Here is an 18,006-nt window from a genome sequence, read left to right as displayed (position 1 = left end):
GCGATGAGCACTGCATCGCCGAGCCACCACGGCGTTCCCTATCGCCCGAGGCCGGGGGAGATCCCCACCGCGCCGGGTGTCTACCGCTTCCGCGATGCCGAGCGGCGCGTGCTGTATGTCGGCAAGGCCAAGAACCTGCGGGCGCGCCTGTCGAACTACTTCGCACCGCTGCAGACCCTGCACGAGCGCACGCGTCGCATGGTGACCAGCGCCGCCTCAGTCGAGTGGACGGTGGTGCGCACCGACGTCGAGGCGCTGAACCTCGAGATCACCTGGATCAACGAGCTCAAGCCGCCGTTCAACGTGCGATTCAAGGACGACAAGTCGTACCCATACCTCGTGGTGACGCTCGGAGACGACGCCCCACGCGCCATGGTCTCGCGAAAGCGCGGCATCCCGGGGGCACGGTACTTCGGACCGTATCCGAAGGTGTGGGCGGTGAACGAGACCCTCGATCTGCTGATCAAGCTGTTCCCGATCCGCACCTGCAAAGACAGCGACTACCGTCGCGCGGTGACGTCGGGCAAACCCTGCTTCGCCGGCCAGATCGGTCGTTGCTTCGGACCCTGCTCCGGGAAGGTCACGCTCGAGGAGCATCGAGCGAACGTCGATCGGTTCGTCGCGTTCATGCAGAACCAGGACCCGAGGATCATCGACGACCTCGCGGCCGAGATGCGGGCGGCCGCCGCTGCCCAGGACTACGAGTCGGCCGCGCGCCGCCGAGACCAGCTGCAGGCCGCCGGCGCGTTCTTCGAGAAGAGCGCCATGGTACTCGGCGACCGCGTCGACATCGACGTGTTCGGCATCGAGCACGACGAGCTCGCCGCGGCCGTGCAGCTGTTCGTCGTCCGTGGCGGCAGGGTCAGGGGCGTGCACACCTGGACGGTCGACAAGGAGCTCGACGTTCCGCTCGGCGAACTCGTCGACTCCGTGGTGCAGAACGCGTACGGCTCCGGCCTCGCCCCCGCCCGCGAGATCGTGGTTCCAGAGCTGCCCGACGATGCCGCAGCCCTCGAGACGTGGCTCGGCACGCTCGCCGGGCGCAAGGTGCGGCTTCGCGCCGCCCGGCGCGGCGACAAGGCGGCCCTCCTCCAGACGGCGACGCAGAACGCGAAGCAATCGCTCATGCTCTACAAGACGAGGCGAAGCGCCGACTTCACGACACGCTCGCGCGCACTCGAGGACATCCAGGAGGCGCTCGGCATGGCCGATGCCCCGCTCCGGATCGAGTGCTACGACGTGTCCCACCTGAGCGGCACGAACATCGTCGCCTCGATGGTGGTCTTCGAAGACGGCCTCCCTCGCAAAGACGAGTACCGGCGTTTCACCATTCCGAGCGCGAGCGACGACACCGACGCGATCCACCAGGTCGTCACGCGTCGGCTCGCCTACCTCGCGGTGCCGAGCGGAGCGAACGGCATCGCCCCCGACGCGCGCGACGCCGACGAGGGGGACTCCGACGAAGCGGATGCCGCTGCGACATCCGACCGACGGAAGAAGTTCGCGTATCGTCCGAACCTCCTCGTGGTCGACGGCGGTCAGCCGCAGGTCGCCGCCGCCGCACGTGCCCTCGCGAAGTCCGGCGTCGAAGGCGTCTACCTGTGCGGGATCGCGAAACGCCTCGAGGAGATCTGGACACCCGATGCCGACTTCCCGGTGATCCTCCCTCGGAACAGCGATGCGCTCTTCCTCTTCCAGCGAGTGCGCGACGAGGCGCACCGGTTCGCCATCACCCACCAGCGGCAGCGGCGCAAACGCGACATCGGGACCGTGCTCTCGGGAATCCCCGGGCTGGGGCCGGCGCGGGTGAAGGAGCTGCTCCGCCACTTCGGGTCCGTGTCGCGGCTCCGTGCCGCGACCGAGAGTGAGATCACCGAGGTCAAGGGAATCGGTCCGGCTCTCGCGGCGACCATCCACGCCCACCTTCACGCCGACCGCGTGTCGGCGCCCCGCTAGGCTGAGGTGTCGACGCGCGGAAGGGGACCCGAGACGATGCCGGCTGAGGCTCTGCAACAGGAGATGCTCATCGTCACCGGAATGTCCGGCGCGGGTCGTTCGACGGTCGCCAATGCGCTCGAAGACCTCGGCTGGTACGTCGTCGACAACCTGCCCCCCCAGATGCTCCGCCCGCTGGTCGAGCTCGTGGAGCGGGCCGGGGCCTCGCTGCCGCGCATCGCGGCCGTCGTCGACGTGCGCGGCGGCGACTTCTTCTCGGAGCTGCGGGACATCATCCAGGCGCTCCGCGCCGGCGTGAACGTGCGGGTCGTGTTCCTCGATGCCACAGACGCGGTGCTCGTGCGTCGATTCGAGTCGGTGCGCCGACCTCACCCGCTGCAGGAGGACGGCACGATCCTCGACGGCATCGGCGCCGAGCGCACCCGCCTCGCCGAACTCCGGGAGTCGAGCGACATCGTGATCGACACTTCCGACCTCAACATCCACCAGCTGGCGACCCTCATCACCGAGACCTTCGCCGAGGAGGGTCGCGCAGGGCTCCAGGTGACCCTGCTGAGTTTCGGGTTCAAGTACGGGCTTCCGGCCGACGCCGACCTCGTCGCCGACGCGCGCTTCCTGCCGAACCCGTTCTGGATCCCCGAACTGCGGCACCTGAGCGGCGAGGACGCCGCGGTTTCCGACTACGTGCTCGGACAACCCGGCGCGCGCGAGTTCATCGACGCGTACGCGACGGCCCTCGAGCCGGTGCTCGCCGGGTACCAGCGTGAGAACAAGCGGCATGCGACCATCGCGATCGGATGCACGGGCGGCAAGCATCGCTCGGTCGCCATCGTCCGCGAGCTCGTCGACCGACTCGAGCGGATGCCGGGGGTCGTGGTGAGCGTGAAGCACCGCGATCGCGGCCGGGAGTGATCCGGAGACATGACGAGGGAGAGGACGTGAGGTGGCACTGACCGCGGATGTGAAAGAGGAGCTCGCGCGTGTCGACGTGTCGAAGACGACGGTGCGGGCGGCCGAGCTCGCCTCGGTGCTCCGGTTCGCCGGAGGGCTGCACATCATCTCGGGGCGCATCGCGATCGAGGCCGAACTCGACTCGCCGACGATCGTGCGGCGCGTGACCCGTGATCTCGGCGAGCTCTACGGCGTCCGGCCGGATGTCTCGGTGATCTCGCCGTCGGGCGTCCGTCGTTCGAACCAGTACCTCGTGCGAGTCCTCGACGGGGGCGAGACCCTCGCACGGCAGACGGGATTGCTGGATGCGCGTCGCCGGCCCGTGCGCGGCCTGCCGAACAAGCTCACCACCGGTTCGCGCGACGACGTCGCCGCGGTCTGGCGGGGCGCGTTCCTCGCCAACGGCAGCCTCACCGACCCAGGGCGATCGGCGGCACTCGAGGTGACGTGCCCGGGCAACGAGACGGCGATGGCCCTCGTCGGAGCCGCGGGCCGCCTCGGCATCTCGGCGAAGGCCCGCGAGGTCCGCGGCGTCCACCGCGTCGTCATCCGCGACGGCGAGGCGATCAGCGCGATGCTCGCACGGATGGGCGCGACCGGCACCGTGCGAAACTGGGAGGAGCTCCGACAGCGTCGAGAGGTTCGCGCGACCGCCAACCGCCTCGTGAACTTCGACGATGCGAACCTGCGCCGGTCTGCGCAGGCAGCGGTGGCCGCGTGCGCCCGAGTGGAACGCGCCATGGAACTGCTCGGTGACGAGATCCCCGATCACCTGCGCTACGCCGGTGAGCTCCGCCTCGCACACCGCGACGCGAGCCTCGACGAGCTCGGCCATCACGCCGACCCGCCCATGACGAAGGACGCGGTCGCCGGTCGCATCCGTCGCCTCCTCGCGATGGCCGACAAGCATGCCGTCGAGACCGGCGTGCCGGGCACCGAGGCGAGCCTGCCGGCAGATCTCGACGACGTCTGAGCATCGGCGGGGTCGCCGGCGAAGCGGATGCCGCGGCATCCGTCGAGGGGCGGCGACGAGAGCGACGGAACGTCCGTTCGACGCATCACCCGGCGGGCATAGACTCGAGGTTGCAGCTGCGGAACACCGGGCAGGAGCCCGGAACGCCCGGCATCTGACAAGGAGAAGCAATGGCTGACTACACCCTGCCCGATCTGCCCTACGACTACGCGGCGCTCGAGCCGTCGATCAGCGCGACGATCATGGAGTTGCATCACTCCAAGCACCACCAGGCGTATGTGACCGGCGCGAACACCGCCCTCGCGCAACTCGCGGAGGCGCGCGACTCCGACAACCTTGCCGGCGTCAACAAGCTCGAGAAGGACCTCGCGTTCAACCTCGGCGGCCATGTCAACCACTCCATCTTCTGGACCAACATGTCGCCCGACGGCGGCGACAAGCCCACCGGAGAGCTCGCTGCTGCGATCGACGATCACTTCGGCTCGTTCGACAAGTTCCAAGCGCACTTCACGGCGACCGCGCTCGGCGTTCAGGGATCGGGCTGGGCCGTGCTCGCATGGGATTCCATCGGCCAGCGGCTCATCATCGTGCAGTTCTTCGACCAGCAGGGGAACCTTCCGGCGGGCATCGTGCCGCTGCTCATGCTCGACGTGTGGGAGCACGCGTACTACCTCGACTACAAGAACGTCCGCGCCGACTACGTGAAGGCGTTCTGGAACATCGCGAACTGGGCCAACGTGCAGGAGCGCTTCTCAGCGGCCCGCGAGAAGACCTCGGGGCTGCTGCTACTGTCATAGCGGATGGTGTCCCCGGGGCCCTTCCGGGGACACCGCCGTTCGATCCGTCCACCCTTGCAATCGCGCGCCCGCGCACCGTCACACAGGAGTCATCCGTGTCCGTAAAGATCGGCATCAACGGCTTCGGCCGCATCGGCCGCAACTACTTCCGCGCCGCTCTCGCCCAGGGCGCCGACCTCGAGATCGTCGCGGTGAACGACCTCACCGACAACAAGACGCTCGCTCACCTGCTGAAGTACGACTCGGTCACCGGTCCCCTCGACGCCACGGTGGACTACGACGACGATCACATCATCGTGAACGGCACGCCGATCAGGGCGTTCGCCGAGCGCGACCCCGCGAATCTCCCCTGGAGCGAGCTGGGGGTCGACATCGTGATCGAGTCCACCGGCTTCTTCACGAAGGCCGCCGACGCGCGCAAGCACATCGAGGCCGGCGCGAAGAAGGTGCTCATCTCGGCGCCCGCGACCGATGAGGACGCCACGTTCGTCATCGGCGTCAACGAGGACACGTACGACCCCGAGAAGCACAACATCATCTCGAACGCGTCCTGCACGACGAACTGCCTGGCTCCGCTCGCGAAGGTGTTCAACGATGCGTTCGGCATCGAGCGCGGTCTCATGACGACAGTGCACGCCTACACCGCCGACCAGAATCTGCAGGACGGCCCCCACAAAGACCTCCGCCGGGCTCGTGCGGCCGCGATCAACATCGTCCCGACGTCGACGGGCGCCGCGAAGGCCATCGGCCTGGTGCTGCCCGAACTCGTCGGCAAGCTCGACGGATTCGCCCTTCGCGTGCCGGTGCCCACCGGCTCGATCACCGATCTCACGGTCACGGCGTCGCGTCCGGTCACCGTCGACGAGGTGAAGGCCGCCTACAAGGCCGCGGCCGAGGGGCCGCTGAAGGGCATCCTCAAGTACTCGGAAGACGAGCTCGTCTCGAGCGACATCGTCTCCGACCCGTACTCCTGCATCTTCGACGCCGGGCTCACGCGCGTGATCGGCGACCAGGTGAAGCTGTCGGGGTGGTACGACAACGAGTGGGGCTACTCCAACCGGCTCGTCGACCTCACCGAGTACGTCGCCGAGCGTCTCTGAGGCGCGCGACCGTGACCCTGCGAACGATCGACACCCTCGGTCCGCTCGCCGGCAAGCGCGTCGTCGTCCGTTGCGACCTCAACGTTCCTCTCCAGGACGGGGTCATCACGGACGACGGCCGCGTGCGGGCGTCGGTCCCCACGCTCGAGGCGCTCATCGGCCAGGGGGCCCGCGTGATCGTCGTCTCCCATCTCGGGCGGCCCGACGGCGCCCCTGACTCGAAGTACAGCCTCGCACCGGTCGCAGTACGCCTCGGTGAGCTCGTCCACGCTCCGGTGGGCTTCGCGACCGACACGGTCGGAGCGGATGCCGCGGCGAAGGTCGAGGCGCTCGGCGACGGCGAGGTGCTCGTGCTCGAGAACCTCCGCTTCAACCCCGGCGAGACCTCGAAGAACGAGGCGGAGCGCACGGCCTTCGCCGGCGAGCTCTCCGGCTTCGCCGATGCGGTCGTGTCCGACGGGTTCGGCGTGGTGCATCGCAAGCAGGCGAGCGTGTTCGAGCTCGAGGAGTTGCGCCCGAGTGCCGCGGGCCTTCTCATCGACTCGGAACTCGACGTGCTCGACCGACTCACGGAGTCGCCCGAACGGCCCTACACCGTCGTGCTCGGCGGATCGAAGGTCTCCGACAAGCTCGGTGTCATCGCGCATCTCCTCCCGAGGGTCGATGCGTTGCTGATCGGCGGTGGGATGCTGTTCACCTTCCTCGCCGCCCAGGGGCACCAGGTGGGCTCGAGCCTCCTGGAGGAAGACCAGATCGACACGGTGAAGGGCTATCTCGCCGAAGCCGCCGAGCGCGGCGTCCCGATCGTGCTCCCCACCGACGTGGTCGTCGCCGCGTCATTCTCGGCCGACGCCGACCATGTGGTCGCGGCGGCCGATGCCATCGAGGAGACGCCGTTCGGAGCATCCGGACTCGGGCTCGACATCGGCCCCGACACCGCGGCCGCCTTTGCGGAGCACATCCGCGGCTCGCGCACCGTGTTCTGGAACGGCCCGATGGGCGTGTTCGAGCTCGCGCCGTTCGCCGCCGGCACTCGCGTGGTGGCGGAGGCGCTCACCGAGGTCGACGGACTCAGCGTCGTCGGCGGGGGCGACTCCGCGGCGGCCGTGCGACAGCTCGGATTCGACGACCGCCTGTTCGGTCACATCTCGACGGGCGGAGGCGCGAGCCTCGAATTCCTCGAAGGCAAGAAGCTCCCCGGACTGGAGGTCCTCGGATGGCAGTGAAGCGAACCCCGTTCATCGCGGGCAACTGGAAGATGAACCTCGACCACCTGCAGTCGATCGCGTTCGTGCAGAAGCTCGCGTGGGCCCTTGCCGACGCGAGGCACGACTTCGCGGACGCGGAGGTCGCGGTCTTCCCGCCGTTCACCGACCTGCGTTCGGTGCAGACGCTGATCGCCGCCGACTCGCTGCCGCTGGCCTATGGCGCACAAGACGTGTCGGCGCACGACTCGGGTGCGTACACGGGTGAGATCTCGGCCGCGTTCCTCGCCCAGCTCGACTGCGGCTACGTCATCATCGGGCATTCGGAGCGCCGCACTCTGCACGGCGAGTCCGACGCCGACGTGAACGCCAAGGTGCTTGCGGCACACCGCCACGGACTCGTCCCCGTCGTGTGCGTGGGGGAGACTGCGGCCGACCTCGAGGCGCACGGGCCGAGCGCTGTGCCCGTGGCGCAGCTTCGCGCCGCGCTCGAGGGCGTCGACGGCGCGAAGGGCCTCGTCGTCGCGTACGAGCCGGTCTGGGCGATCGGTTCGGGTCAGGCGGCGACCCCCGAGCAGGCAGAGCAGGTCTGCGCGGCACTCCGCGCCGTCCTCGCCGAGACGCTGGGCGACGACGTCGCGGCGGCCACGCGCATCCTGTACGGCGGATCGGTGAAGGCCGCGAACATCGCGTCGTTCCTTCGCGAACCGAATGTCGACGGCGCGCTCGTCGGCGGCGCGAGCCTCGACATCGACGAGTTCTCGAGCATCGCCCGCTTCAAGAAGCACGTGGGCGCCTGAGCTCGTAGAAGCGCCGCCTCGCGGTCGGGGTCCCGGGATCGCCGTCCGCCTGCCGTTATACTGATTGTCGGCCCGACCTCCTGCGTCGTGCCCGGAAAGGTTCACCGTGGAGATTCTCCAGGTCGTCCTGCAGGTGCTGCTCGGTCTCACGAGCCTCCTGCTGACACTGCTCATCCTGCTGCACAAGGGCCGCGGCGGCGGTCTGTCCGATATGTTCGGCGGCGGCGTCACCTCCAGCCTCGGGGCGTCCGGCGTCGCCGAACGCAATCTCAACCGGATCACGATCATCCTCGGCCTCGTGTGGGTGACGTGCATCGTCGTGCTCGGACTCATCACCAAGTTCGATTCCGGGATCTGACGGGGGAGTCATGGCTTCGGGAAACAGCGCAATCCGGGGCTCGCGCGTTGGTGCGGGCCCGATGGGCGAGCAGGATCGCGGCTTCCACGCCGATCGCATCGCAGTGAGCTACTGGGACGCGCAGGGCAATGAGACCATCCGCTACTTCGCGGCCAATCTCCCCGCGGAGGAGATCCCGGACATCATCGACAGTCCCTCGACGGGCCTGCCGGCCGGTCGCGACAAGGACAATCCCCCGTCGGTGTCCAAGCTCGAGCCGTACAAGACGCACCTCGCGTACGTGAAGGAGCGGCGCACCGACGAGGAGGCCGCGGCGCTCCTCGAGGAGGCGCTCACGCAACTCCGCACGCGTCGCGGTCAGATCAGTCCGCAGGACTGAGACGCAGACACCGCGAGGGGCCGGCCGTGAGGCCGGCCCCTCGCGCGTGTCCGGAACGCGTCGGCGCTCAGTCGTCGCGCGAGATGAGGCTCTCGGGCACCTCGGCCGCGGCATCCGCGTCGACGAAGAAGACGGTGCGCCGGCGGCCCTTGATGCCGGCCACGGGCACCTCGTCGCGACTGGCGCCCGCGAGAGCCAGGCCCAGCGCGGAGGCCTTGTCGGCACCCGCGAGCACGAGCCAGACGCGCTGCGACGAATTGATGACCGGGCGGGTGAGGCTGAGGCGCTCGGGCGGCGGTTTCGGCGAGTCGCGCACGGGGATGACGGTGCGGTCGGTCACCTGGATCCCCGAGCGGTGGGGGAACAGGGACGCGATGTGACCGTCGGGCCCGACGCCGAGGAACGTGATGTCGAAGATCGGGTGGGGCAAGCCGTCGACGCCGTGCTCGGACAGCTCGGCGGCGTATGCGTCGGCCGCCTCCTCGAGCGAGAGCCCCGAGTCGGATGCCGGGAACGGGTGCACGTTGCCGGCGGGCAGGTCGAGGTCGTCGAGCAGTGCCGCCTGCGACTGCCCGTCGTTCCGCTCCTCGTCACCCGCGGCGACCCAGCGTTCGTCGCCCCACCAGAAGTGCACGCGCGACCAGTCGATCGAGGTGCGGGCGGGTGACGCGGCGACCGCTTCCAGCACCGCGGCGCCCATCGATCCGCCGGTGAGCACGACATGTGCCACCGCCTGAACGTCGAGGATGTCGAGCATCTTCGTGATGAACCGTGCCGAGACCGAGCTCGCCAACGACGCCTTGTCGGGGTGGACGAGGACGCGCCGTTCGTTCGTCATGCGGGGATTCCTTCGGTCTGGACGTCTTCGAGCAGTGCGAGTCCGCTCGTGATCACGTCACCGTACAACTCGTCGGGGTCGAGACGGCGGAGCTCGTCGGCCAGGCAGTCGCGGAGGTTTCGGCGGGGGAGCGCGAGATCGTGCACCGGCTGGCCGGGCTGGCGGAGCGTGGCGATGCCCGGGACGTCGCGCACGAGCTCGATAACGCCACCGTCGCGTTCGAGGTGCACGCCGTGGATGCCGTGCGACCCCGAGTCGGTTCTGGTGAGCACGCAGGTGCTCGTGGCGTCGAGCTGGAGGCGCAGCCAGGCGGCGAGCAGTGTGGTCGAGGGCGAATCGATCGCCCCCGTGACGCGCACGGCGGTGACCGGTTCGAACGGCGGCTGGTCGAGCACCGCGGCGAGCTGGGCGCGCCACAGGGTGAGGCGCGTCCACGCGAAGTCCGCGTCGCCCGGCCGATAACTCGTCGCGAGCCCGTGCAGCGCCGCCTGCGGGTCGGGTTGCGTCGAGGCATCCGTGATCCTGCGGTGGGCGATGCGCCCGAGCGGTGCCTCGCCGGGGATGGCGGGCGAGACGCCGGGCCACCAGGTGACCACCGGCGCGTCGGGGAGGAGGAGACCCATGACGAGGCTCTCCTCGTCATGCGCTGTGTCACCGCAGGCGCGGAGGACGATGACCTCGCTGGCGCCGGCATCGCCGCCGACGCGGATCTCGGCGTCGAGTCGGGCCGGCACGTCGGAGGATTCGGCAGGGTCGGAGGACACCACGATGACGCGCATCGGATGCTCCCGCGACGCGTCGTTGGCGGCCTCGATCGCCTCCTCCTCACCGCCGGGGGCGGTGGCGATCACGAGGGTCAGCACGCGCCCGAGGGCGACGACCCCACCCTCCTCGCGGATCTTGACGAGCGACTTGGAGACCTGGCTCGTGGTGGTGTCGGGCAGGTCGACGATCATGGGCGTCTCCAGCTTCGTCCGTCGCGGGCGAGGAGTTCATCGGCGGAATCCGGGCCCCAGGTTCCGGGGCGGTATTGTTCGGGCTGCCCCTGGGCGGCCCAGAACTCCTCGATCGGGTCGAGGATCCTCCACGACAGCTCGACCTCCTCCTGGCGGGGGAACAGCGGCGGGTCGCCGAGCAGCACGTCGAGGATGAGCCGCTCGTAGGCCTCGGGGCTGGCCTCGGTGAAGGCGTGCCCGTAGCCGAAGTCCATCGTGACGTCGCGCACCTGCATGCCCGCACCGGGCACCTTGGAGCCGAATCGGATGGTGACGCCCTCGTCGGGCTGCACGCGGATGACGAGGGCGTTCTGGCCGAGCTGCGACGTCTGGCTGTCGGCGAACACCTGCTGGGGCGCCCGCTTGAACACGACCGCGATCTCGGTGACGCGCCGACCGAGGCGCTTGCCGGCGCGCAGGTAGAACGGCACGCCTGCCCAACGACGCGTGCCGATCGTGAGCTTCATCGCGGCGTAGGTCTCGGTGGTCGACTCGGGGTTCATGCCCTCCTCCTCGAGGAAGCCGACGACCTTCTCGCCGCCCTGCCAACCGCCCGCGTACTGACCGCGTGCGGTACCGGTGGCGAGGTCGTCGGGCAGGCGTACCGCGGCGAGGATCTTCTCCTTCTCGGCGCGGAGGTCGCCCGCCTCGAACGAGATCGGCTCCTCCATCGCCGTGAGCGCAAGCAGCTGGAGCAGGTGGTTCTGGATGACGTCGCGAGCGGCGCCGATTCCGTCGTAGTACCCCGCACGACCGCCGACGCCGATGTCCTCGGCCATGGTGATCTGCACGTGGTCGACGTAGTTCGCGTTCCAGATCGGCTCGTAGAGCTGGTTCGCGAAGCGCAGCGCCAGGATGTTCTGGACCGTCTCCTTGCCGAGGTAGTGATCGATGCGGAACACCGAGTCAGGCGGGAACACCGAGGCGACGACGTCGTTCAGTTCGCGCGCCGATTCGAGATCGGAGCCGAACGGCTTCTCGATGACGACGCGGCGCCACTGGTCGCCGTGCTGCTCGGTGAGCCCCGACCGCTTCAGCTGCTCGGTGACGAGCGGGAACGACTTGGGCGGGATCGACAGGTAGAACGCGTGATTGCCCATCGTGCCGCGTTCACGGTCGAGCTCTTCGACGACGGCGCGCAGGTGGTCGAACGCCGCGTCGTCGTCGAAGTCGCCCTGTACGAAGCGGATGCCGCGGGCCAGCTGCTTCCAGACGTCCTCACGGAACTCGGTGCGGGCGTACCGCTTCACCGAGTCGTGCACGACCTGCTCGAAGTCCCGGTCGGCCCAGTCCCGCCGAGCGAACCCGACCAGCGCGAAGCCGGGCGGGAGCAGCCCGCGGTTCGCGAGGTCGTAGACCGCGGGCATGAGCTTCTTGCGGGAGAGGTCGCCCGTCACGCCGAAGATGATGAGGCCCGACGGACCGGCGATGCGGTTGAGCCGGTAGTCCTTCGGCGAACGGAGCGGATTGTGCTGCGCGGAGATCTGGGCCGGAGGCATGCGGATCCTTTCCCGGATCAGCCGACGGCGTCGAACAGCGCCGAGATGTTCGCGGCGGGGTCCGTGAGCGTGAGCGTGAGCACGGGCCGGCCGTGCTCGGCGAGCACGCTCGCGTCGCCCGAAGCCTGTGCTGCGATCAGCTGACCGAAGGTGAACGGCCGCCCGGGGATCTCGAGATCGGATGTCGCGGTCTCGGTGATCTGGAGGAACACGCCGACGGCCGGTCCGCCCTTGTGGAACTGACCGGTCGAGTGCAGGAATCGCGGGCCCCAGCCGAACGTGACCGGCCGGCCGGCGCGTGCCGCAAGCAGGTCGCGGAGGCGGGCGAGCTCGGGGTGCGCGACGCGATCGACGTAGGCCTGCACCGACACGTAACCATCGGCCGGCAGTTCCTCGAGGAGCACGTCGATCGCCGAAGCGAGATCGCTGGATGCCCCGATCACCTCGGGAGTGCCGCGCACCTCGATCCCGTTCGCGACGAACGCCGCCGGCGAGGGCTCGGGCCGGGCGTCGAGGAGGCCGCGGGCGGCGATCTTCGCGGACTCCACGTCGGGCTGGTCGAACGGGTTGATGCCGAGGATCCGGCCCGCGACGGCGGTCGCGTACTCCCAGACGAGCAGCTGCGCCCCGAGCGTGCCCGACACGCGGATGTCACCGGATGCGTCGTGCCCGAAGATCTGGTCACCGGCGTCGGCGACCAGCCGCACCACTTGCACATCGGGCAGGCCGGCCTCGAGCTCGGGTGAGTCGGCATCGAGCACGACCGGGAGGATGCCGGTGCCCTCCTTGCCTGTCGACTCGGCGATCAGCTGCTCAGCCCAGTCGGCGAAGCCGACGATGTGGGTGCCGTCGGCGACGATCGCGAGCTTGTCGCGACGGGGAACCGTCGCGGCGATCGCGGCGCCGAGCACGAGACCGGGGTTCTCCTCGGTGTCGACCGCGAGCGACAGCTCGATCGTCTCGGCCTCGTCGAGGATCTCGCCGATGTCGACCCCGGCGAGCCCCGACGGCACGAGGCCGAAGGCGGTGAGCGCGGAGTAGCGGCCGCCCACGTTCGGGTCGGCGTTGAACACGCGGTATCCGGCGGCGCGCGCCGACTCGTCGAGCGGAGAACCCGGGTCGGTGACGACGATGATGCGTTTCACCGGATCGATGCCGGCGTCGCGGAATGCCTGCTCGTACACCCGGCGCTGGCTGTCGGTCTCGACGGTCGAGCCCGACTTCGACGAGACCACGAGCGCCGATGACGTGAGGCGGTCGGCGAGCGCGGCACGCACCTGTCCCGGCTCGGTCGAATCGAGCACGGTGAGCTCCACCCGCGCGGTGCGGGTGATGACCTCGGGCGCGAGCGAGGAGCCGCCCATGCCGGCGAGCACGATGTGGTCGACGCCGTCGGCTTCGAGCTGCTCGCGGAGCGCCTCGATCTCGGCGACGAGCGGGCGGGAGACGGCGACGGCCTCGGTCCAGCCGAGCCGCTTCGCCGCCTCCTCCTCGGAGGCGGGGCCCCACAGCGCCTCATCCTGTCCGGTGATCGCGCTCGCCACGTAGTCGGCGACGAGCGTGGGCACGGTGCGCCGCACCGCCTCGGCAGCGGCTCCGCCCACGGAGACGCGGAAGCTCATCGCGCCGCCTCCAGCGCGGTGCGCACCGTGTCGAGGAGCTCGCCCCACGAGACGGAGAACTTCTCGACGCCTTCGCGCTCGAGCACCGCGGTGACGTCGTCGTAGTCGACACCGACGCGGGCGAGCGCGTCGAGCACGTCGCCGGCGTCGGCGTAGTTGCCGGTGACCGTGTCGCCGACGACCTCGCCGTGCTCGAAGGTCGCCTCGAGCGTCTTCTCGGGCATCGTGTTCACGACTCCGGGAGCGACGAGCTCGGTGACGTAGAGCGTGTCGGGCAGCGACGGGTCCTTGACGCCGGTCGATGCCCAGAGCGGGCGCTGCTTGTTCGCGCCCGCCTCGAGCAGGGCTGTGGCACGCTCGCCGCCGAACACCTCCTCGTAGAGCTCATACGCGAGCCGTGCGTTCGCGACGCCGGCCCTGCTCTTCAGGGCGAGGGCGTCATCGGTGCCGATCTCGACGAGTCGCTTGTCGATCTCGGTGTCGACGCGCGACACGAAGAACGACGCGACCGAGTGGATCGTCGAGAGGTCGATGCCGGCCGACTTCGCCTGTTCGAGGCCGGCAAGGTAGGCCTCCATGACCTGGCGGTAGCGGTCGAGGCTGAAGATGAGCGTGACGTTGACGCTGATCCCGGCGGCGATCGTCTGGGTGATCGCGTCGAGTCCCTCGATGGTCGCGGGGATCTTGATGAAGACGTTCGGGCGGTCGACCGTCGCCCAGAGTTCCTTCGCCTGCGCGATCGTGCCCGCGGTGTCGTGGGCGAGACCGGGGGCGACCTCGATCGAGACGCGTCCGTCGACACCGCCGGTCGCATCGTACGTCGGGCGGAGCACGTCGGCGGCGGTGCGCACGTCGTCGGTGATGATCTCGAACACTGCCGGTTCGAGGTCGGTGCCGGCCTCGGCGAGCGCGTGGAGGTGCTCCTTGTAGCCGTCGCCCTTGGCGAGCGCGTTCGCGAAGATGGTCGGGTTGGTGGTGACGCCGACGACGTTGCGATCGGCGATGAGCCGTTCGAGGGCGCCCGAGACGATGCGCTCGCGCGACAGGTCGTCGAGCCAGATGCTCACGCCGGCGTCGGACAGGGCTGCGGTGGGGGAGTTGCTGGTCATGTCATGTCTCCTTCGTGCTCGCGTCAGGCCGACGCGAGCGATTCCTTCGCGGCGGCGACGACGGCGTCGGTCGTGATGCCGAACTCGCGGAACAGGGTCTTGTAGTCGGCGGAGGCGCCGAAGTGCTCGATCGAGACGCTCCGGCCGCGGTCGCCGACGTACGGGCGCCAGGTGAGGGCGATTCCCGCTTCGACGGACACGCGTGCGGTGACCGAGGCGGGGAGCACGGACTCGCGGTACGCCGCATCCTGCTCCTCGAACCACTCGAGGCTCGGAGCCGACACGACACGTGCCTGGATGCCGTCTGCGGCGAGCTTCTCGCGTGCCGCGACCGCGAGCTGCACCTCGGAGCCGGTGGCGATGAGGATCACCTCGGGTGTACCGGAGGGGGCCTCGGCGAGCACGTAGGCGCCCTTCGCGAGGCCGGTGGCCGACGCGAGGGTGTCGCCGGATGCCTCGCCGTCGCCCCGCTCGAACACCGGAATGTTCTGGCGGGTGAGCGCGAGGCCGACGGGACCGCCGCGGCGCTTCAGGACCTCGAGCCACGCCTGCGCGACCTCGTTCGCGTCGGCGGGACGGACCACCGTGAAGCCGGGGATGGCGCGAAGGGCGGCGAGCTGCTCGATCGGCTGGTGGGTGGGGCCGTCTTCGCCGAGGGCGACGGAGTCGTGCGTCCAGACGAAGATCGACGGCACGTGCATGAGCGCGGCCAGGCGCACGGCAGGCCGCATGTAGTCGCTGAAGATGAGGAACGTGCCGCCGAAGGGCCGGGTCCTGCCGTGCAGCACGATGCCGTTCACGATCGCGGCCATGGCGTGCTCGCGAATGCCGAAGTGCAGCACCCGCCCGTAGGGGTTGCCGGCGAACTCGTGCGTGGAGTGCTCGGTGGGGATGAATGATGCCGCGCCGTTGATGGTGGTGAGGTTGGACTCGGCAAGGTCGGCCGAGCCGCCCCAGAGCTCGGGCAACTCACCGGCGAAGGCGTTGATGACCTTACCGGATGCCGCACGCGTCGAGATCTCGGTGCCGCCCTCGAATGCGGGCAGCACCGACTCGATGCCGTCGGGCAGCTCGCCGGCCTCGAGACGGTCGAGGAGCGCCTTGCGCTCGGGGTTCGCCGCGGCCCACGCATCGAAGGCCTGCTGCCACTCCGCGTGCTGGACGGCACCCCGCGCGCCGGCGGCACGGGTGTGCTCGATGATGTCGTCGGCGACGACGAAGCTCTGCTCGGGATCGAAGTCGAGCACCTCCTTCGTCGCGGCGAGCTCGGCCGCGCCGAGCGCGGAACCGTGGATCTTCCCGGTGTTCTGCTTGCCCGGGCTCGGCCAGCCGATGATCGTCTTCAGCACGATGATCGACGGCTTCGAGGTCTCGGCCTTGGCCGCCTCGATGGCCCGGTGGAGCTCGGCGACGTCTTCGACGTACTCCCCGGTCTTCTTCCAGTCGACGGTCTGCACGTGCCATCCGTAGGCCTCGTACCGCCTCGCGACATCCTCGGTGAACGCGATGTCGGTGTCGTCCTCGATGGAGATCTGATTCGAGTCGTAGATCACCACGAGGTTGCCGAGCTGCTGGTGCCCGGCGAGCGAGGAGGCCTCGCTCGTCACGCCCTCCTCGAGGTCGCCGTCGCTGGCGATGACGTACACGAAGTGGTCGAACGGGCTCGTGCCCGGCGCGGCATCCGGATCGAACAGGCCGCGCTCGAACCGCGACGCGTACGCGAAGCCGACCGCCGATGCGAGACCCTGCCCGAGCGGCCCGGTGGTGATCTCGACGCCGTCGGTGTGCCCGTACTCGGGGTGGCCCGGGGTCTTCGAACCCCATGTGCGCAGGTGCTTCAGGTCGTCGAGCTCGAGCCCGTCGCCGGCGAGGTAGAGCTGCACGTACTGCGTGAGCGAGCTGTGCCCCGCCGAGAGGATGAAGCGGTCGCGCCCGAGCCAGCCGTGGTCGGCCGGGTCGCGGCGCATCACCTTCTGGAAGAGCAGGTATGCCGCGGGCGCGAGGCTCATCGCCGTGCCGGGATGCCCGTTCCCGACCTTCTCCACGGCGTCGGCCGCGAGCACGCGCGCCGTATCCACCGCTCGATCGTCGATGGGTTCCCACTGCAGTGTTGCCACGAGGTGCTGTTCCTTCCGATCGTGACGGCGTCGGGAACCGTGCGGCCCGAATCGCCGAGGACGTTGCGGCGCGGTTCCGCCGAGCGAACTCGGCTGGGCACGTCGCGCGTGACGCCGGCCGGGCCGGAACCGCGAAGCCGGACGCGCAATCCTCAGTATATGGATTCGGGGATGAGTGTGACGGGCGATGACTCACACGGCGGCCGGCGCGAGGTGAGGCGGGTAGCCGGTTCCATCCCGAGTGCTCGCGCCATGTCCTAGACTCGACTGGGGCCGCACGGAGTCCGGCCGAATCATGCGCGCGCCCCAAGAAGAGGAACGATGCAGGCAGCCGTACACACTCGTGAGACACGACCGGCGACGACGGTACGGCGAAAGCTTGCCGCCTACCTCGCGCTCACGAAGCCGCGCGTCATCGAGTTGTTGCTCGTCGTCACCGCCCCGACCATGATCCTCGCCCAGAACGGGCTGCCGAACCTTTGGCTCCTCGTTGCGACGCTCGTCGGCGGCGCGATGAGCGCGGGGTCCGCGGGGGCCTTCAACTGCTACATCGACCGTGACATCGACCGGGTCATGAAGCGCACCCGAGGGCGACCGCTCGTGACCGGCGAGCTCACCGACCGCGAGGCGCTCGTGTTCGCCTACGCGCTCGGCGCGGCATCCATCGCCTGGCTCTGGATCTTCACGAACTGGCTCGCCGCCGCGCTCTCGCTCGCCGCGATCCTGCTCTACGTGGTCTTCTACAGCCTGATCCTCAAGCGCCGCACGTCTCAGAACATCGTGTGGGGCGGCGTCGCCGGCTGCATGCCGGTGCTCATCGGCTGGGCGGCCGTCACCGGAAGCCTCGGCTGGGCGCCGGTCATCCTGTTCCTCATCATCTTCCTCTGGACGCCGCCGCACTACTGGCCGCTGTCGATGAAGTACAAGGACGACTACGCGGCTGCGGGCGTGCCGATGCTCGCCGTCGTGCGCGGTCGCGCGCAGGTCGGCCTGCAGGTCATCCTCTACGCGTGGGCGACCGTGGCCTGTTCACTGCTGCTGATCCCGGTCGCGGCGATGGGCCTCGTCTACTCCACGGTCGCCGTCGTCGCGGGCGGCTGGTTCATCTACGAGACCCACCGTCTCTACAACCTCGCGATCCGGCACGAGCAGGTCTCCCCGATGCGCGTGTTCCACGGCTCGATCGCGTACCTGTCGCTGCTGTTCCTCGCGATCGGCGTCGACCCGCTGCTGCCGTTCTGAGTTGTGGGGGGGCGGGCCGGGAACGGCGCCCCCCCAACCGGGGGGGTGTGGGGGATGGCGCGAAA

General features: G+C 69.4%; 16 protein-coding genes. 10 read left to right on the top strand and 6 right to left on the bottom strand.

The features are described from left to right. The first annotated feature begins 3 nt into the window (after nucleotides 1–3). The 9 genes from uvrC to ACFWN7_RS00850 all read left to right on the top strand — a co-directional run bounded on the left by uvrC (nucleotide 4) and on the right by ACFWN7_RS00850 (nucleotide 8,519). Entirely contained in the window at nucleotides 4–1,956 is a 1,953-nt protein-coding gene (gene uvrC / locus ACFWN7_RS00890) for an excinuclease ABC subunit UvrC (RefSeq protein ID WP_376936767.1), read from the top strand. A 36-nt stretch (nucleotides 1,957–1,992) separates the two neighbouring features. Continuing rightward, on the top strand, nucleotides 1,993–2,868 hold the full coding sequence (gene rapZ / locus ACFWN7_RS00885) for an RNase adapter RapZ (protein ID WP_376936766.1): 876 nt from the start codon (nucleotides 1,993–1,995) through the stop codon (nucleotides 2,866–2,868). Between the two features lie 31 nt (nucleotides 2,869–2,899). Further along, nucleotides 2,900–3,880: a DNA-binding protein WhiA gene (whiA, locus tag ACFWN7_RS00880; RefSeq protein WP_376936765.1), complete on the top strand. Its 981-nt coding sequence runs from the start codon at nucleotides 2,900–2,902 to the stop codon at nucleotides 3,878–3,880. A 170-nt stretch (nucleotides 3,881–4,050) separates the two neighbouring features. After that, nucleotides 4,051–4,677 carry a superoxide dismutase gene (locus ACFWN7_RS00875; protein WP_376936764.1) on the top strand — a complete coding sequence of 209 codons (627 nt, stop codon included), beginning with the start codon at nucleotides 4,051–4,053 and terminating at the stop codon, nucleotides 4,675–4,677. 95 nt (nucleotides 4,678–4,772) lie between these two features. Continuing rightward, nucleotides 4,773–5,777, top strand: a complete 1,005-nt coding sequence (gene gap / locus ACFWN7_RS00870; protein ID WP_376936763.1) for a type I glyceraldehyde-3-phosphate dehydrogenase — start codon at nucleotides 4,773–4,775, stop codon at nucleotides 5,775–5,777. 11 nt (nucleotides 5,778–5,788) lie between these two features. Beyond that, entirely contained in the window at nucleotides 5,789–7,003 is a 1,215-nt protein-coding gene (locus ACFWN7_RS00865; RefSeq protein ID WP_376936762.1) for a phosphoglycerate kinase, read from the top strand. Further along, a complete protein-coding gene (gene tpiA / locus ACFWN7_RS00860; RefSeq protein ID WP_376936761.1) occupies nucleotides 6,994–7,782 on the top strand; it encodes a triose-phosphate isomerase in 789 nt (262 codons plus the stop codon). Before ACFWN7_RS00865 ends, tpiA begins: the two co-directional genes overlap by 10 nt. A gap of 106 nt (nucleotides 7,783–7,888) precedes the next feature. Further along, complete coding sequence (gene secG, locus ACFWN7_RS00855; RefSeq protein WP_376936760.1) at nucleotides 7,889–8,140, top strand: preprotein translocase subunit SecG; 252 nt, start codon at nucleotides 7,889–7,891, stop codon at nucleotides 8,138–8,140. Between the two features lie 10 nt (nucleotides 8,141–8,150). Then, nucleotides 8,151–8,519 (top strand): RNA polymerase-binding protein RbpA, encoded by a 369-nt coding sequence (locus ACFWN7_RS00850; RefSeq protein ID WP_376936759.1) that lies wholly within the window; start codon nucleotides 8,151–8,153, stop codon nucleotides 8,517–8,519. Between the two features lie 67 nt (nucleotides 8,520–8,586). Here the strand turns inward: ACFWN7_RS00850 and pgl are convergent, their stop codons facing one another. The 6 genes from pgl to tkt are packed head-to-tail and all read right to left on the bottom strand — an operon-like array spanning nucleotide 8,587 to nucleotide 16,699. Then, complete coding sequence (gene pgl, locus ACFWN7_RS00845; protein WP_376936758.1) at nucleotides 8,587–9,357, bottom strand: 6-phosphogluconolactonase; 771 nt, start codon at nucleotides 9,355–9,357, stop codon at nucleotides 8,587–8,589. Beyond that, nucleotides 9,354–10,313, bottom strand: a complete 960-nt coding sequence (locus tag ACFWN7_RS00840; RefSeq protein WP_376936757.1) for a glucose-6-phosphate dehydrogenase assembly protein OpcA — start codon at nucleotides 10,311–10,313, stop codon at nucleotides 9,354–9,356. Before ACFWN7_RS00840 ends, pgl begins: the two co-directional genes overlap by 4 nt. Continuing rightward, nucleotides 10,310–11,851: a glucose-6-phosphate dehydrogenase gene (zwf, locus tag ACFWN7_RS00835; RefSeq protein ID WP_376936756.1), complete on the bottom strand. Its 1,542-nt coding sequence runs from the start codon at nucleotides 11,849–11,851 to the stop codon at nucleotides 10,310–10,312. Before zwf ends, ACFWN7_RS00840 begins: the two co-directional genes overlap by 4 nt. 17 nt (nucleotides 11,852–11,868) lie before the next feature. After that, the gene (locus ACFWN7_RS00830) at nucleotides 11,869–13,473 is read right to left on the bottom strand and encodes a glucose-6-phosphate isomerase (RefSeq protein ID WP_376936755.1); all 1,605 of its coding nucleotides are present in this window, start codon (nucleotides 13,471–13,473) and stop codon (nucleotides 11,869–11,871) included. Then, complete coding sequence (tal, locus tag ACFWN7_RS00825) at nucleotides 13,470–14,582, bottom strand: transaldolase (RefSeq protein WP_376936754.1); 1,113 nt, start codon at nucleotides 14,580–14,582, stop codon at nucleotides 13,470–13,472. The genes ACFWN7_RS00830 and tal overlap by 4 nt, the downstream gene beginning before the upstream one ends. A 23-nt stretch (nucleotides 14,583–14,605) precedes the next feature. Further along, nucleotides 14,606–16,699, bottom strand: coding sequence for a transketolase (gene tkt, locus ACFWN7_RS00820; RefSeq protein WP_376936753.1), 2,094 nt, complete (start codon nucleotides 16,697–16,699; stop codon nucleotides 14,606–14,608). 321 nt (nucleotides 16,700–17,020) lie between these two features. Between tkt and ACFWN7_RS00815 the strand changes: the two genes are divergently transcribed. Continuing rightward, nucleotides 17,021–17,941: a heme o synthase gene (locus tag ACFWN7_RS00815; RefSeq protein ID WP_376936752.1), complete on the top strand. Its 921-nt coding sequence runs from the start codon at nucleotides 17,021–17,023 to the stop codon at nucleotides 17,939–17,941. Nucleotides 17,942–18,006: the final 65 nt, after the last annotated feature.

It is taken from the genome of Agromyces sp. NPDC058484 (genome assembly GCF_042720415.1).
In the GTDB taxonomy this organism is placed as follows: domain Bacteria; phylum Actinomycetota; class Actinomycetes; order Actinomycetales; family Microbacteriaceae; genus Agromyces.
Note: the sequence above shows the minus strand (reverse complement) of the source record. Positions and strands in the feature narration are given on the sequence as shown.